This is a genomic window from Nocardia sp. NPDC052316 (assembly GCF_044547795.1).
Taxonomy (GTDB): Bacteria; Actinomycetota; Actinomycetes; order Mycobacteriales; family Mycobacteriaceae; genus Nocardia.
Genome location: NZ_JBIUBB010000006.1, coordinates 315,815 through 329,282 on the forward strand (window position 1 = coordinate 315,815; position 13,468 = coordinate 329,282).

14 protein-coding genes are annotated in these 13,468 nt (G+C 69.3%); 4 read left to right on the plus strand and 10 right to left on the minus strand.

The genetic code is table 11. The annotated features are described in order from the left end of the window. The first annotated feature begins 59 nt into the window (after positions 1-59). Positions 60-239, plus strand: coding sequence for an antitoxin (locus ACIHA7_RS29310; RefSeq protein WP_397294145.1), 180 nt, complete (start codon positions 60-62; stop codon positions 237-239). 357 nt (positions 240-596) lie between these two features. After that, complete coding sequence (locus ACIHA7_RS29315; RefSeq protein WP_397294146.1) at positions 597-1,868, plus strand: lipase family protein; 1,272 nt, start codon at positions 597-599, stop codon at positions 1,866-1,868. Positions 1,869-1,958: 90 nt separating this feature from the next. On the opposite strand, the gene ACIHA7_RS29320 is transcribed toward ACIHA7_RS29315, so the two are convergent. From ACIHA7_RS29320 to ACIHA7_RS29340, 5 genes are all read right to left on the minus strand, one after another. Then, on the minus strand, positions 1,959-2,612 hold the full coding sequence (locus tag ACIHA7_RS29320; protein WP_397294147.1) for an ammonium transporter: 654 nt from the start codon (positions 2,610-2,612) through the stop codon (positions 1,959-1,961). 172 nt (positions 2,613-2,784) lie between these two features. Next, positions 2,785-3,003, minus strand: a complete 219-nt coding sequence (locus ACIHA7_RS29325; protein WP_397294148.1) for a hypothetical protein — start codon at positions 3,001-3,003, stop codon at positions 2,785-2,787. Between the two features lie 47 nt (positions 3,004-3,050). Next, a complete protein-coding gene (locus ACIHA7_RS29330) occupies positions 3,051-3,788 on the minus strand; it encodes a CbiQ family ECF transporter T component (RefSeq protein WP_397294149.1) in 738 nt (245 codons plus the stop codon). A gap of 73 nt (positions 3,789-3,861) precedes the next feature. Beyond that, a complete protein-coding gene (locus ACIHA7_RS29335; RefSeq protein WP_397294150.1) occupies positions 3,862-5,994 on the minus strand; it encodes an ABC transporter ATP-binding protein in 2,133 nt (710 codons plus the stop codon). Between the two features lie 72 nt (positions 5,995-6,066). Beyond that, positions 6,067-7,533 (minus strand): flavin-containing monooxygenase, encoded by a 1,467-nt coding sequence (locus ACIHA7_RS29340; RefSeq protein WP_397294151.1) that lies wholly within the window; start codon positions 7,531-7,533, stop codon positions 6,067-6,069. Positions 7,534-7,651: 118 nt separating this feature from the next. Here ACIHA7_RS29340 and ACIHA7_RS29345 point away from each other — a divergent pair, with 118 nt between their 5' ends. Beyond that, the gene (locus ACIHA7_RS29345; protein WP_397294152.1) at positions 7,652-8,710 is read left to right on the plus strand and encodes an AraC family transcriptional regulator; all 1,059 of its coding nucleotides are present in this window, start codon (positions 7,652-7,654) and stop codon (positions 8,708-8,710) included. Positions 8,711-8,716: 6 nt separating this feature from the next. Here the strand turns inward: ACIHA7_RS29345 and ACIHA7_RS29350 are convergent, their stop codons facing one another. The 3 genes from ACIHA7_RS29350 to ACIHA7_RS29360 all read right to left on the minus strand — a co-directional run bounded on the left by ACIHA7_RS29350 (position 8,717) and on the right by ACIHA7_RS29360 (position 10,841). After that, positions 8,717-9,394 (minus strand): phosphodiesterase, encoded by a 678-nt coding sequence (locus ACIHA7_RS29350; RefSeq protein WP_397294153.1) that lies wholly within the window; start codon positions 9,392-9,394, stop codon positions 8,717-8,719. A gap of 77 nt (positions 9,395-9,471) precedes the next feature. Further along, positions 9,472-10,251 carry a metallophosphoesterase gene (locus tag ACIHA7_RS29355; protein ID WP_397294154.1) on the minus strand — a complete coding sequence of 260 codons (780 nt, stop codon included), beginning with the start codon at positions 10,249-10,251 and terminating at the stop codon, positions 9,472-9,474. 152 nt (positions 10,252-10,403) lie between these two features. Next, positions 10,404-10,841 (minus strand): MarR family winged helix-turn-helix transcriptional regulator, encoded by a 438-nt coding sequence (locus ACIHA7_RS29360; RefSeq protein ID WP_397294155.1) that lies wholly within the window; start codon positions 10,839-10,841, stop codon positions 10,404-10,406. Between the two features lie 88 nt (positions 10,842-10,929). Here ACIHA7_RS29360 and ACIHA7_RS29365 point away from each other — a divergent pair, with 88 nt between their 5' ends. After that, on the plus strand, positions 10,930-11,574 hold the full coding sequence (locus ACIHA7_RS29365) for a TIGR03086 family metal-binding protein (protein ID WP_397294156.1): 645 nt from the start codon (positions 10,930-10,932) through the stop codon (positions 11,572-11,574). Between the two features lies 1 nt (position 11,575). Here the strand turns inward: ACIHA7_RS29365 and ACIHA7_RS29370 are convergent, their stop codons facing one another. Both ACIHA7_RS29370 and ACIHA7_RS29375 read right to left on the minus strand, forming a co-directional pair. Next, entirely contained in the window at positions 11,576-12,340 is a 765-nt protein-coding gene (locus ACIHA7_RS29370) for an RluA family pseudouridine synthase (RefSeq protein WP_397294552.1), read from the minus strand. Positions 12,341-12,391: 51 nt separating this feature from the next. After that, entirely contained in the window at positions 12,392-13,399 is a 1,008-nt protein-coding gene (locus ACIHA7_RS29375) for an adenylate/guanylate cyclase domain-containing protein (protein ID WP_397294157.1), read from the minus strand. Between the last annotated feature and the right edge of the window lie 69 nt (positions 13,400-13,468).

Here is a 13,468-nt window from a genome sequence, read left to right on the forward strand (position 1 = left end):
GTTACCCGCGCCCATTACAGTGATCCGCTGGTAGACCCATCTCGAACGAGGAGTGCGTAGTGGACTTCAAGAACCTGGCGAACAAGGCTGTCGACCTGGCCCAGCAGCACGCGGACAAGGTGGAGACCGTCATCGACAAGGCGGGCGACCTGGTCGATAAGCAGACCGGCGGCAAGTACGCAGGCCAGGTCGATTCCGCCCAGGAAGCCGCCAAGAAGGCCCTGCGCGAGCAGAAGTGACCCGGCTCGCCTGCGCCTGAGGCACTTTCGACACGCTGGCCCCGGCCGCGCCGGACATTCGCGGCGGTGGATGTGACCACGGGTTGACCGTTGCTGAGGGTCCGGAACTGTCCGTACCGTGAATGGCCTCGAGGCCCGAGTGCGTCGGCGCGGACCCGTATCCGGCGCACGGCGTCGTGGCCGCACCGGACAGGGGAGGTCCCCATGCGCAGCAGCCACGAACCGGCCGGAGCCGGTGTGCCCGCGCTATCGATACTGGTCGGCCGGGTATGTCGTTCCGGCAACAAATCCGGAGTGTCGGGGAAACGTCGCGCGAGTGCCGTCCGGTTCGGCCACGCGCAAGGTAGGTTGCCTGCCATGGCGACTCCGTACGGAATCGGTAGGGGGACTTCACTCCTCGGCAGCAGATTGGCTCGGATCGGCTCGTCGGCGGTGATCATGTCGGTGCTGGCGCTGGCCTCGACCTTGATCGTGGCGCCGGGTAGCGCGCGGGCTCAGGTGCCGCCGCCCGACGCGGACCCGTTCTACGCGGCGCCCGCCGACCTCGCCGCCTACCCCGAGGGTGCGATCGTGGCGTCGCGCCCGAGTGCGCTGTTCGGCCTGCCGTTACCGATCTCGACGTGGCAGGTGAAGTACCGGAGCTCCGACGCGGGCGGTAACCCGGTGGCCGACGTGGCCACCGTCCTGGTGCCGATGGTGCCCTGGCTCGGCCCCGGCCCCCGCCCGCTGCTGTCCTATCAGATCGCCGAGGACAGCCTCGGCACCCGATGTGCGCCGTCGTACGCGTTGCGCGGCGGTGGTGATCCCGGCGGTGCGCAGGCGTTGATCGACACCCCGTTCATGGCCGACGCGCTTCGCCGCGGCTGGGCCGTGGTGACCAGCGACTACGAGGGTCCGCAGTCCCGGTTCCTCGACGGCGTCAACTCCGGGCGCGGCGTGCTCGACGGTATCCGGGCCGCCCGCGCCCTGCCCGCCGCGGGCCTCGGACCGTCGACTCCCGTTACCGCATGGGGCTATTCGGGCGGCGCCTTCGCCACCCTGTGGGCCGCTCAGATGCAGCCGCACTACGCGCCGGACGTTCGATTCGCCGGCATCGCCGCGGGTGGCGTCCCGTCGAATTGGCCCGCCATCGCCCAGCACGTGGACGGCACCATGCAGGCGGGGCTGGCCATGCTCATCGTGATCGCGGCGGTCCGGGACAATCCGAACGCAGGCCTGATGGACCTGCTCAACGACCGTGGCCGCGCGATGATCGCCGCCGACGGTGCCGCCTGCGGCCCCGACCTGGTGGCGAAATACATGAACGCTCGCGTCGACGATTACGCCGCGGTGCCGAACCTGCTGGCGCACCCCGCCTTCCGCGCGGCGACCGACCCGCACGAACTCGGCAACCCGGCGCCCACCGTCCCGATGTACCTGTACCACAGCACCACCGACGACGTGGTGCCCGTGGCGGGCTTCACCGACATCCTCGGCCGCTACTGTGCCCAGGGCGCGACAATCACCTCCGTGCACTCCGCGTTGCCCGGCCACAACCCGGCCGCGGTCGGCGAGGCGCTCGGCGCGATGTCCTATCTCGCGGACCGGGTGGCGGGTGCGCCGGTCGCGCCCGGCTGCCACGCGAGGTAGCGCAAAGCCGGTCCCTCGCTACGCAGACAAGGCTGCGGCCCGCACCGAACCGTCGAGGATTCGGTGCGGGCCGCGTTCGGCCGATCCCGGTCAGTTCTTGCCGCGACCGGTGTCGTCCATCCACTTCGTGGTCCCCGGCGGCGCGGCGAGCGTGTTGATCAGGTCGATGCCCGCGACGATCAGCGTGGGACCGCCCGCCACGATGGTGCCGATCACCCCGCCGATGGCCGCGCCCGCCAGCACGCTGGCGATCACCGTCGGCCCGCCGAGGATGCCGGTCAGCCCGACCACGGCGCCGATCACGGTGCCGATGAAACCGCCGACCGCGGTGGCGATGCCGAACTGGGTGAGGAAGGCGTCCTGGGCGCGCTGGTTCTCGAATGGCGAGGCGATCGGGGTCGCCGCCGGGCGGGCCTGCGTGAAGTCCTTGACCACGGTCAGTTCCAGCACGCGGCCCCCGTCACGCACCGCGTGCGGGAGCGGAAATTCCAGACCGTCCTGCCGGAACGCCAGCGGCATGGTGACCACCGTGCTCCCGGCCTGGTCCTTGATGTCGACGACATTGCCCGCTAGTTCGAACGATCCGCCGGTGAGCGTGGTGATGATCTTGTCGCCCACCAGCTGTGCCGCGTAACCGATCTCGGGAGTCGGCGCGGTGGCGGGCTGCGCATGGGCGGTGCCCGCGCCGACCGCGACCGCGGCGACGAGCGGCACTGCGGCCGCAGTGATCTTGCGGAAAATCATTCGGGTGTTCCATTCTTCATCAGGTTTTTCGAGCAGCGGAGAACGGCGCGCACGTCCTATTTCCTTTCCCCCACTGCGGTGCGCGGCCACGTGATCAACGGACAGCTACTCTGCAGATAACTCTACTGCCTCGACGGTGCTCGAGCCCATGAATTAGGGGGCATCGGTCCTTTTAAATACCGCGAAACAGGTTATAGCCGTTGGCTATTCGGTACTTCGGTGCAGGACCATGATCGAAGCGCACGATGACCACTGCGCGTGACGATGGCTCGCCCCGCTCGACCCGCACCGGTTCGAGGATCGACACCGCCACCGAAAGCAGCGCCGCTGACCCGAGCAGCAACCATTCAGATTCGAGTAAGAATCCCTCCGGCAACCCGATCATCGCCACGGCGGCACCGTGACTCGCCCCGGCCCGCCGAATCGTCGGTCATGCGACTACAGGAGCGCGAAGCCGAGCGTGAAAGCACCCGCACAGACCGCGACGACGACGATCAATGCGACGGCGTCGCGCCGACCGGGCGAGCTGGGGTAGGCCGCCAGCTCGCCGGTGCCACCGCGCGCGGTGATCGCCTCACCGAGTTCGCCTGCGCGCCGGGTGGATACGGCCATGGCGGCGGTGAGGATATCGATCAGCGGGTTCTCCGTGGCGAGAGCGACCAGCGTGTTCTTGGGGCGGAGTTTGCGGGCCGCGCGCAGCACCCGGATCTCCTCCATCAGCAACGGCAGGCCCCGCAGGGTGAGGGCGACCACGACGGCCCATTCATCCACCGGCAGCCGGAGTTTGCGCAGTGGCGCACCGAGTTTGGCCAGCGCGGGGGCGATATCGCTCATCGGCGTCGTCCAGGCGACCAGGAACGACGTGGCGACCAGCAGCAGGCCGAGCACCACCGTCTGCGCGTAGCGCAGCACCGCCTGACCGTCTACCGCGGCGTTGACCAGCCCACCGATCCCGAGCAACCCCCAGAACCACCACGGCAGGCGCGGCAGGGTGCCGAGCGGGATGCGCGCCAGCACGCCGATGAACACCAGAAACACGACCATCACGCCGAGCACCGGCCAGGTCGGCAGAAACATGAGCAGACTGATCAGGAACGCGCCGATCATCTTGGTACCGGCCCACAGGTTGTGTACGGGGCTCTGCACCGGAACCCGGCGAAACAACACAACGCTCATGCCTGCACCTCGCTGGCGCTCGGTTCCGGCATGTGCGTAGCACGCTGTGACATGATTCGCTCGCTTCGCTCACTCATGATCGACCTCCGTGCTCGATCCGCCATGCGGGTTCGCCCGGCCGGGGTGGGGGTGCCGCAGGACGGGAATCACGCTCGGGCGCAGGGTGATCGGCCGCGGGCGCGGCGTCGGGCACCGCATCGTCGGCGAGTATCCGCCCGGACCGCAGGTGCACCGTCCGGTCGCACACCGTGGACATGTCCTCCACATCGTGCGAGATGACGATCAACGTCAGACCGGAATCTCGCAGCCGGGCAAGCAGTTCCACGATGTCGGCCCGGCCTTCGGGGTCGAGCCCGGCCAGCGGCTCGTCCAGCACGACCACCTGCGGGTGGCTGGCCACGATGGCGGCGAGCACCACCCGTTTCGCCTGTCCGCCACTGAGTTCCTCGATCGACCGCGCGGCCAGCGATCGATCCAGGCCCACCGCGTCCAGCGCCCGGCCGACGGCGCCGGATCCGGTGGCCCGCCCGCCCCAGTCCGCGATCTCCGTGCCGACCGTCTGCTTCTGTAGCTGCAACCGGGAATGCTGGAACGCCAGCCCGACCCGGCCGAGCTGCTGGGTGACCGCCTTGCCGTCGAGTTGGCAACGGCCGGAGGTCGGTTCGACCAATCCGGCGATGATCCAGGCCAGCGTCGACTTGCCCGAGCCGTTGCCGCCGACGATGAGCAGCGCCTCGCCGCGGCGCACCGACAGGTCGACCGAGTGCAGGGCCGCCGCTTCCCAGGGTGTGCCGCGGTTGTAGGTGTATCGGACGTCGCGCAGTTCGAGCAGCGGCTCACCCATCGGCCTGCGCCGCACGTCCCGGACCGGGCGCGGCCAGGCGGCCAACCGGTCGACCGCGCGGCCCTGCGCCAGGTGCACCACCCGGCTCGCCGCGGCCGCGTCGGCCTCGTGGTGGGTGACCAGAACCACCGCCATCCCGTGGCGTTTCGGCAGTGCCGCAAGCAGTTCGACGAGTTCGCGGCGGCCCTGCGGGTCGATCATCGAGGTGGCCTCGTCGGCGATGAGCAGCGCGGGTTTCCTGGCGAGGGCCGCGGCGACCGCGAGCCGCTGCTGCTGCCCGCCGGACAGGGTGGCGGTCTCCTTGTCGCCCATGCCGTCCAGCCCGACCTCGCGCAGCAGGCCGGCGACATCGACCGCCGCGGCGAGTTCCGCGGGCAATCCCCACACCACGTCGTCGGCGACGAGCACGCCGAGGGTCTGGCTCTCCGGCCGTTGCAACACCAGCGCGGTGCCGCCGAGGTGCCCGAGCCCCGCGGAGCCGGGTCGCTGCACCGTTCCGGTGGTGGGCGGCAGCCCGGCGAGCAGCCGGGTGAGCGTCGACTTGCCGGAGCCGTTGTGTCCGACGACCGCGACGAACTCGCCGACGTCCACGGTGAGGTCGATGTCGCGCAGCGCGTCGCGCACCGCGCCCGGGTAGCGGAACCCCGCCCCGCGCAGCGTGACCGGCAGCGGTGCGATCGCGCGATCGTCCGGCGGCGCGTCGAGCCGGTCGTGACCGGGCAGCCAGGCCAGCCGATCCAGCACCGAGCCGAGCACGAACCAGGAGAACAGCGCGGTCGTCACCATGCCCGTCACGACACCGCCGCCGACCCAGACCCACCACCAGCGCAGCACGGAGTCGGTGACGTCGACGGCCACCCGCCCGAGTGGCGCCAGCTGTTCCTGGCGGTCGGCGAGTTCCTGGATGCCGCGCGAGGTGTTGCGGACGGTGTCGAACAGCAGGTTCCGGGTGGCGGAGAGCAGTTGCAGCATGCCGACCGCGAAGCCTGCCCAGAGCAGGCCGGCCAGGGCGGAGAGCCCGAGTACCGCGCCGATGCCACCGCCACGCCGTTTCGTCGTGCCGATGATGCCCGCGATGGTGGCCGTCGCCATCAGTCCGGTGGTGGCCAGCAGGCCGGTCGCGACGAAGGCGACCACGGTCGCCGCGACGGCCGCGGTGACCAGCGCGCGCAGCCGGTAGCGCTGCGCGAGCAGCCCCATCGGCACGGCGGCGACCAGGTTCAGCGCGGCCGCCAACGGGATCACCGAGCCGACGGTGACCAATCCGACGGTGGCACCGCCCAGCACGGCGCCGAACGCCAGCTCGATCGGTCGCAGCGGCCCGTGTTCGGCCGTGCCGTCAGCTATCGGGCGTCCAGTCACGGCACAAGTCTGCCAGTGCGCGCGGGCGGTCAGTGTGTGGGCGCGTTCCGGCGGCGCCCCGCTCGGTAGCGGTCATGCGGCCGGAGTGAGGGTGTAGTCGGCGGGGTCGAGCTTGCGCAGCCTGCGGCGATAACTGGTCTGCGAGCCGGGCCAGTTGTTGGTGATGCGGCCCGCGGCGTTGCGGTACCAACTGGCGCAGAAATTCCACGGGGTGCGGGCGAGGCGTTGTTGCAGGGCCTCGTTGAACCGCGCCTCCTGATCGGCGCGCACCTCCAGCGTGTGCCCTGGATTGCGGCCGAGCAGCTCGACCGCCTGGCGAATGTAGCGGGCCTGCGATTCGATCATGTAGATGATCGAGCCGACACCGAGATTGGTGTTCGGCCCGTAGACGAGGAACAGATTCGGAAACTCCGGCACCGTGACGCCGTAGTATGCGTGCGCCCCGTCGGCCCAGACGTCGGACAGTTTGCGCCCCGCGCGGCCGTAGATGTGCATCGGCCAGAGGAACTCGGTGCCCTTGAACCCGGTGCCGTAGATGATCACGTCGACCTCGTGCACGGTGCCGTCCGCGGTGCGCACGCCCTGCGGCACCACCTCGGTGATCGCCGCGGTCTCCACTCGCACATTCGGCTGGGTCAACGCGGGGTAGTAGTCGTTGGAGAACAGGCCGCGTTTGCAGCCGATCGGATAGTCGGGGGTGAGCTTGGCCCGCAGCTCGGGGTCGGCCACCTGCTTGCGCAGATGGCGCTCGGCGAGCGTCGCCACCAGCCTGGCGATGGCCGGGAACTCGACCAGGCCGAGCGAGACGAACTCGGCGATCGACCACCAGCCGAAGCGTTCGACCAGCAGCGCGCCGGGCAGCCGGGCGAACAGCCGGTGCTGAATGGGCGAGTAGTCGGTATCGAATTTTGGGATGACCCAGGCCGGCGTGCGCTGGAAAAGCGTCAGCCGAGCCACCTTCGGCTGGATCTCCGGGATGTACTGGATGGCGCTGGCACCGGTGCCGATGCAGGCCACGCGCTTGTCGCGCAGCTCGACGCCGTGGTCCCACTCGGCGGAGTGGAACGCCGCGCCCGCGAAGGTGTCGAGCCCCGCGATATTCGGCAGCGCGGGCCGCGACAGCTGACCGACCGCCGAGATCAAGACTCCGGCCGTCCTGGCGGTGCCGTCGGCGGTGCGGACGGTCCACCGGCCGGTGGCGTCGTCGAACTCGGCGTCGGTCACCTCGGCGCCGAACCGGATCGTGTCGAACACGCCGTTGCGCTCCGCGACGCCACGTAGATAGGCGTGGATGGACTCGCGCCCGGAGTAGCGCTGCGGCCAGTCCGGTTTCGGCTCGAACGAGAAGGAGTACAGCGGGGACGGCACGTCGCAGGCGGCGCCGGGATAGGTGTTCTCCCGCCATACGCCGCCGAGGTCGGCGGCCCGCTCCAGGATGGTGATGTCGTCGAAACCGTTGCGGCGCAGTTCGATCGCCATCCCGATGCCGCCGAAGCCCGCGCCGATGATGAGGACCGATGGCCGGTTGTCCGCTGTCATGTGACACTCCTCACAACACCCGAGATGATTCCACTGTAGGGGGCGTCCGGATAACCGATCGAGAAATTCGGCCAAGCACCTGCGAGTCGCGGATACGCGAGGCCGCATACTGTCCGCTGTGGAGCGGGTGCAGGATCCGGGGATCCGTGACTGGAACTTTCCGCGCGGGGTAGCCAGCGTGGCGCTGATGGTCGGCTATGCCGCCGAGCACGGCGTGTCCGCGGAGCGCATGCTCGCCGGAACGGGGTTGTCCGAGTCATTGCTGCGTGATCCGGACGGGCAGATCGACGCGCACATCGAACTGGCGGTGGTCCGTAACCTGGTGCGCGAACTCGCCGAACGGCCCGCGCTCGGGGTGGAGGTCGGCCGCCGCTACCGGATCACCACCTTCGGCATCTTCGGCTTCGCCTGTGTCAGCAGCCCGACCCTCGGCGAGGCGATCTCGTTCGCGCTGCGCTATCTGGAGCTGAGTTTCACCTTCTGCCTACCCGTCGCGGAGTGGCGGGCAGGGGAGTTCGTGGCCTGGGTGCACGACGAGCTGATTCCGGCCGATGTGCGGCAGTTCCTGGTCGAACGCGACGTCACCGCCATGCAGCAGGTGATGAGCGACCTGCTGGGCAGGCAGCTGCCGCTCGCCAGGGCCGAGTTCCGTTTCGCGGAACCGGCGTACGCCGATCGGATCCAAGAGATCACGGGCGTGCGCCCGCGCTTCGGGCAGCCGCGCAATCTCTTCGCGATCGAGCCCGCCGTGCTGGAACAGCCGCTGCCGCAGGCGAACGAGCAGACCTGGGCCATGTGCCTGACCCAGTGCCGGGAGCTGGTGGATCGCCGCCGGGCCCGCACCGGCATCGCCGCCGAGGTGCGCGAACGCCTGGTCCCCGGCGGCGCCGACGGCTTCACCGCGCCGCCCGGGATCGACTCCGTCGCACGCGATCTCAATATGAGCACGCGCACGCTGCGCCGCCACCTCGACGCCGCGGGCACCAGCTACCGCGCGCTGCTCGACGAGGTGCGCCGCGCGCTGGCCGAGGAGATGCTCACCGCGACACCGCTTTCGGTGAGCGATGTCGCGATCAGGCTCGGCTACGCGGAATCCTCGACGTTCATCTACGCGTTCAAGCGCTGGACCGGCGCGACGCCCGCCGCCTATCGCCGCGAACGGGCGTTGCGGCGCTGACTACCCTCACGCGCCCTCGCCGCGACCGGTTCGGCTGCCCGAGTACGCGAATTCCCGCACCTTGCCGACGATCCTGGGCAGCAGTTCCACGCCGTCCGGGTGGTTGAGCATCGGGTCGAAGTAGTCCGTCCGATGGTCGGCGGACTCCGATGGGCGCAGCGTCAACTCGGCCAGGCGCATGGTCGCCCCGGTCACCCCGCTCGCCAGCAGGGTGAACGAGATCGGCTGCTCGCGCAGGTGCTCGGTCAGCTCCGCCAGCGACGCGGCGGTCGGCTGGCCGGTGTCCGGTTCGGCGAAAAACCACAGCGGCGCGGTTTTTCCGACCCGATAGGGCATCAGGCTGCCGTATCGGGCGCTGGCCCAGCCGCGAGCGGGTGTGATCAGGAATTTGCTCAGCGGTCCGCCGCCGGTGGTGGCCAGCGCGAAATCCCACGGCTCGTCCTGGCGATCCAGCACCCGGAACGCCAAGCCGAGCACGTCCGGCAGGCTGCCCGGCGTGCCCGCCCCCTTCGACAGGCGCGCGATCACGGCACGCTCACCCGTGCCGAACAGATGCTCGTACTCGCTTTCCGCGTGCAGCCGCCCGGATAGGTGCAGGCCGTCGGGGTGGAAGACCCTGGCATGGCGCAGCTTGGCCCCCACGGCGAAGGTGCTGCGCACTACAGAAGCGGCGAGATCGGTCATCGGAGTTCCTTCGAATCGAGGGGAACTGTCATCCCTCGACTGCCCGGACCCAAGGCGGCTAAACGGCCCTGCACACCTCAGTTCGGCGCGACGCCGAGCCAGCCACCCATCGGGATGGAGCGGAAATGCGTTGTCAGGCTGTGCTTTTCATCGATCATGTGCAGTGCGACGGCGGGGTCGGGTGCGTAGTCCATCACATGGTCGGGCAGGTCCAGCTCCCAGACGCCGCCGAGCACCGACGCGGTACTCGGCGCGACCAGCAGCGGACGCCCCGCGAATGTCGTTGTCGCCGCGGAGTGCGCGTGCCCGGTGAGCACCGCGACGATGCGCTTGTCACCGGCGACCAGTTCGGCGAACTTCTCCGGCTCCTGCAGCGAGATCTCGTCGACGATCGGGCTGAACAGATACGCGGGCGGGTGATGCAGGGCGAGCAACACCGGTTTGTCGGCCGGGGCTGTGGCGAGCACGTCGTGTAGCCAGGTGTAGGTCTCGTCGGCGAGCCGGCCGCTCGGTTCGCCGGGAATGCTCGAATCCAGCAGTGCGACGGTCAGATCCCCGATCCGGTGGGCGTGGTTGATCGGCGCGGTCGAGGCCGGCTCGCCGAGCAGCGTGCCGCGAAAGGCGGAGCGGTCATCGTGGTTGCCGGGGATGGCGTACACCGGAATGTCGATGTCGAACGCGAGCCTGGCCTGGGCGTACTGATCGGGCTTGCCCCCGTCGGTGACGTCGCCGGTCACCAGAATCGCGTCCGGCCTGCGGCGCAGGCCGCTCAGGAAGGTCATGACCTGCTCGACCCGCTCGGCGTTGCGGGCGCCGAGATCGAAATGTGTGTCGCTGACCTGGGCCACCAGGATCATCGGCGTTCGCTTTCTCTGGGGGATCGCTCCGTTGCGTCAGAGTGTGCCCGCCTCCCGTGCGCGGCACGTAATAAGGCTAGTTGACCTGCGTGTTACGCGTCGCCATGAGGCTCACCACCGGCGGAAACCTGCGCGGCGGTCTGTGTGCGTGCTCACGGCGACTGTTCTTCGACGTGCGCCGCCAGGGCTTGCAGCGAGCGCAGGAAGACGCGCCGATCCGCCGCGGGCAACTGCGAAAGCAGGCGATTTTCCACGTCTTGGATATCGGCCTGCACCCGGTCGCGCAGACCACGGCCGGTCGCGGTGATCGACACGAGATTGACGCGCCGATCCGCCGGATCGGGTTCGCGCCGGATCAACCCGCCCTGTTGCAGCTCGTCGAGCACCGCGATGATGCGGGTCTTGTCGGCATTGATCGACTTGGCCAGCGCGGCCTGGGTGTACACGGGCTCCTTACCGAGCCCGAGCAGCACCGCGTAGCCCCACATGGACAGTCCATGTCGTTCGAGCACAGGCAGTTCCGCCGCCATGAGCGCCCGCATGAGTGGGGCCATCATCGCGGCGAGATCGGGACGATGAGCTTGCGGCATGGGTAGAAAATACTGCTTGGCAGATGATAAGCAGACGCATACGATAGGTGCGTACTTATTATTTGGCCCTAGTAGAGAGCAGCCACAGATGGCGACCGATTCGGATACCAGCGCGGAACTGCGCACCCTCGACGCGCTGATGAGCACCGTCGACCTCATCGCGTTGCACGAGCGGGCGGTGCGGACGAGCATCGGCCTGGTCGAGCAACTGACCGGCGCGGACCTGAACAAGCCGACGCCGTGTGCCGATTGGACGCTGCACGGCCTGTTGACGCACATGATCGCCCAGCACTACGGATTCGCCGCCGCATCCCGCGGCGACGCCGACCCGGTCCAGTGGAAGGTGCGTCCGCTCGGCGCGGATCCGGTGGCGAGCTATCGAACCGCCGCTGAGCACGTGATCGCGGCGTTCGCCGAACCAGGCGTGCTCGACCGGAAGGTTCCGCTGGTGGAGTTCAGTACCGACTTCGAGTTCTCCGGCACCCAGGCCGTGAGCTTCCACTTCATCGACTACGTCGTGCATTCCTGGGATGTGGCAAAGACTTTGGGGTTGCCGGTGCGGTTCGAGGACGAACTGCTCGATGCCGCGTTCCCGGTCGCCGAGGCCGTCCCCGGCGGCGAGCTACGGTTGGCTCCCGGCGCCGCGTTCGGGCCGCAGGTGCCGTCATCGAGCGCGGATCGGCTGGACCGGATCGTCGCGATGCTCGGCCGGTCGCCGGAGTGGCCGCACTGACCTAATCGCCGCGCAGCAACTCGCTCGCGCGGCGCAGTAGGTCGGCGGGTTCGTTCGGCTCGGCGTGGATCGGACGCCAGAAGTCCGCGTCGGGTGTCGCCGCCAGCGCGAGTTCCGGCGGGGTCCGCCAGTCCGCCGTCAGGCCGAGCCGCCACGAATGCAGATAGGCGCGTTCGTGCGCGCCTGTCTTGTCGAACAGCGGGTCGCCGACGATGGGGTGGCCGATCCAGGCCAGCTGCACCCGAATCTGGTGGCGGCGCCCGGTGATCGGGCGCAGCGCGAGCACCGCGTAGTCGTCGCGGCGCAGCACCGTGGCGAACTCGGTGCGGGATGGATAGTTCTTGGTATCGAGCAGATCGGCGTCGGCGACGAACCAGCGATTCGCGTCGCGCCGAATGCTCTCGCGCGGCGCCGCGATGCGGACCCGGTTCTTGCGCCCGACGCTCAGCGGCAGGTCGATCGTCCCGGTGTCGGGCAGCTGACCCGCCGCCACGATGGCGAGGTAGGCCTTTTCGGCGGTCTGCTTGTTGAACTGCCTGGTCAACTGGCCGTGCGCGCCGAGTTCCTTGGCCAGCAACACCAGTCCGGAGGTCACCTTGTCGATGCGGTGCACCGGATAGAGCTTCTCGCCCGCCGCGGCGGCCAGCTCGACGAGGTCGGTGTCGTGCCGCTCGCCGGTGACCGAGATTCCCGCGGGCTTGTGCAAGGCCAGGATCGCCTCGTCTTCCTCGACAAGGAATCGCGCGCGCAGCTCGGACCAGTCCATTTCCACTGGGACGAGCTTAGGTCGCGGCCTGCGCCGCGCGAGCAGCGGTGCTCAGTGGTTCTTCTCGTTGCGCCGCAGTACGTGCGGGCGCAGCCGGTTGAAGCCGCGGACGCGGACACTGCGCAGGTTCTTGATCGCGAACTCCGGCTCGCCGTCGAGCGCCGCCGCGGCCTCGTCGTCGATGAGTACCGTGCCGGGCCTGGCGACGCCGGTGAGCCGGGACGCGATGTTCACGACCGAGCCGTACAGGTCGCCGAACCGTTGCAGCACCGCGCCATAGGCCACGGCGACGCGCAGTTCCGGGGTGCCGCCGACCATCATGGTGGACTCCTGGATGGCCAGCGCGATGCGGGCCGCGTTGGCGGCGCTGTTCGCGGCGAACATCACCTCGTCACCGACGTTCTTGACCACCCAGCCGCCGTTCTCGGTGATCGCGGCGGTCGTGGTGGATTCGAACGACTCCAGCAGCAGCGAGAGCTCGTCGGGGTGCAGGTGCCTGGTCAATCGCGTGTAGCCGACCATGTCCGCGAAGCCGACCGCCAGCTCGCGCACGGTCTCCCCGGCGGAGGTGCCCGGATCGAGCGACCGCGAGAGTGCGGCGGCGAGGTGGCGGCGCCAGGCGTAGGTGTTGAGCTGTTCGAGGGTCGCGATGGCGCCCTCGGTGGCGGTGCGCACGGTGTCCTCGGGGTCGGCGCCGGGGTCGGCCGCGGCGATGCGCTCGCCGATCTCGGCGAGCACCAGGTCGACCTGCCACTCCGCGAGCCGTGCCATGCCCTGGCCGAGGGTGCGCGCGGTCGCCGCCTGCTGCCGTGAGTCGGCGGAGGCCAGCACGTTCAGGTTGCGGAAGTTGCGCAGCGCGGCGATGTCGGCGTCGGTGTAGTCGACGGCGTCGTCGTCCAGCCCGGCCGGGAAGCCGAGGGCGGTCCACAGGCGCTTGGTCAGTGCCGTGGTGGTTCCCGCCTGCTCGGCGACGTCGGTGCGGCTGTACTGCCTGGTCCCGTCCAGTAGATACGGCTCGACGATCGACTGCACCAACTCGGACTTCTCGGTGGGCACCATGCCGGTACCTTACGACGACCATGGCGCTACTTGCCGCAAACACCGCCACCATTGGGCCACCTCACAGCG